The organism is Mesorhizobium sp. M1A.F.Ca.ET.072.01.1.1 (assembly GCF_004023325.1).
In the GTDB taxonomy this organism is placed as follows: domain Bacteria; phylum Pseudomonadota; class Alphaproteobacteria; order Rhizobiales; family Rhizobiaceae; genus Mesorhizobium.
Window position 1 is genome coordinate 1 of sequence record NZ_RZSF01000588.1, and the last position, 1975, is coordinate 1975.

General features: G+C 63.4%; 1 protein-coding gene and 1 pseudogene. Both read left to right on the forward strand.

Annotated elements, in window-relative coordinates; translation table 11 throughout:
• Positions 1 to 231 (forward strand): IS66 family insertion sequence element accessory protein TnpB (gene tnpB / locus EOA32_RS36610; protein ID WP_145971496.1); only part of this gene is annotated, 231 nt, incomplete at its 5' end.
• A gap of 69 nt (positions 232 to 300) precedes the next feature.
• A pseudogene (locus EOA32_RS36615) lies at positions 301 to 1617 on the forward strand (IS66 family transposase); the annotation flags it as partial.
• Between the last annotated feature and the right edge of the window lie 358 nt (positions 1618 to 1975).

Genomic DNA, 1975 nt, shown 5'->3' on the forward strand with positions numbered 1-1975 from the left:
GTCTATGTCTTTCGCGCCAAACGCACGGATCGGATCAAGCTGATCTTCTGGGACGGCACCGGCGTCTGCCTTGTCGCCAAGCGGCTGGAGGATGGCGAGTTCCGCTGGCCGAAGGTGCAGGACGGCGTGATGCGGCTGACGGCTGCGCAGTTATCGGCGCTGCTCGAAGGGCTCGACTGGAGGCGGGTCCATGAGGTTCAAAGGACCCTGGTTCCGGTCGAGGCGGGCTGACCCGCGGCGAAGTGAATCAGCTCCGATTCCGCTGTCGCCCGGCAAGGACGAATATGGTCTGATCCGGTCATGGCGATGACGGCGGACCAACTTCCCGACGATCCGAATGCGCTGAAGGCGATGGTCCTGGCGCGTGATGCCGAGAATGCCCGTCTGATCCAGATCATCAAGGAATTGCAGCGCCACCGCTTCGGCCGTCGTGCCGAGACGTTGCCGGAAGACCAGCTTCTTCTGGGTTTGGAGGAAGCCGAGCAGATCGAGGCCGCCAGCGAGGAAGAGAACGAACAAGCATCTCCGGCAGAGCGTCTCACGCGCATCGCGAAGCGCCGGACAAATCGTGGCGCGCTGCCACCCCATCTTCCGCGCATCGAGATGGTCGTCGACATTGAGGACCACGCGTGCCCGTGCTGCCGGAGTGGTTTGCACCGGGTCGGCGAGGACGTGAGCGAGCGGCTCGATATCGTGCCGGCGCAACTGCGCGTGATCGTCGTGCGCCGGCCCAAATATGCCTGCCGCGCCTGCGAGGACGTAGTGGTTCAAGCTCCCGCGCCGGCTCGACTGATCGAGGGTGGCCTGCCGACCGAGGTGACGGTTGCCCAGGTTCTGGTTTCCAAATACGCCGATCACCTGCCGCTCTACCGACAAGCGCAGATCTATGCCCGGCAGGGCATCAACCTTGATCGATCGACACTTGCCGACTGGGTCGGCCGCGCCGCCTGGCATCTGCGTCCGGTGCACGCGCGGCTGCTTGGCAAGCTGAAGGCCTCGCCAAAACTGTTTGCCGATGAGACGACGGCACCCGTGCTCGATCCCGGCCGCGGCAAAACGAAGACCGGCCAACTCTGGGCCTATGCCCGAGATGATCGGCCATGGGACGGAGCCGATCCGCCCGGCGTCGCCTATGTCTACGCGCCCGACCGCAAGGCGGAGCGTCCGATCGCCCATCTCGCAGGCTTCACCGGCATCCTGCAGGTTGATGGCTATGGCGGCTATCGCGTGCTCGCCGACAAGAGCGGGGTAACGCTCGCATTCTGCTGGGCGCATGTGCGCCGGCGCTTCTATGAACTGGCCGCCGCAGGGCCAGCGCCGATCGCCAGCGAGGCGCTCAAACGGATCGCAGAGCTCTACAAGATCGAGGACGGCATCCGCGGCCTGCCAGCCGACGAACGTCGTGCCGTGCGCCAGGAAAAGACCGTTGCGATCATCGCCGATCTTGAACCTTGGCTGCGCGAGAAGCTCGGCCTGATCAGCCAGAAGACCAAGCTCGCCGAGGCAATCCGCTACGCGCTCTCACGCTGGGAAGGCCTCACCCGCTTCCTGAATGACGGCCGCATCGAGATCGACAGCAACACGGTCGAGCGCTCCATCCGTCCGATCGCGATGACCGATTCATACCACACCTCCTCTTCAAATGCCCGGAAACAGGGACTTTTGGCTTTCCATCTTGATGCGACACGGACCTCTGTGACGCGGAAACTGGGTCACTTCGTCCTTTTCAAGGTCCGCAGCCCGGATTTGATGCGGCGCGTCAGGAACAACCTGCTCGGTCGGAAGCACCCCTTCCTTGATCAGCCGGCGGACACGATGGGCAGAAACACCAAGCTTTTTAGCGGCTTCCGTCAGCGTAAGCCATTCGCCGTTCTTCTCAGCTGAGCGGTAGCCGTGGATTTTATGCACCGTCCGCAGCGCCCCGACACGGCGGGCTGTCCAAGTCTTACCTTGTCCGGTCTGCATTCCCATACGG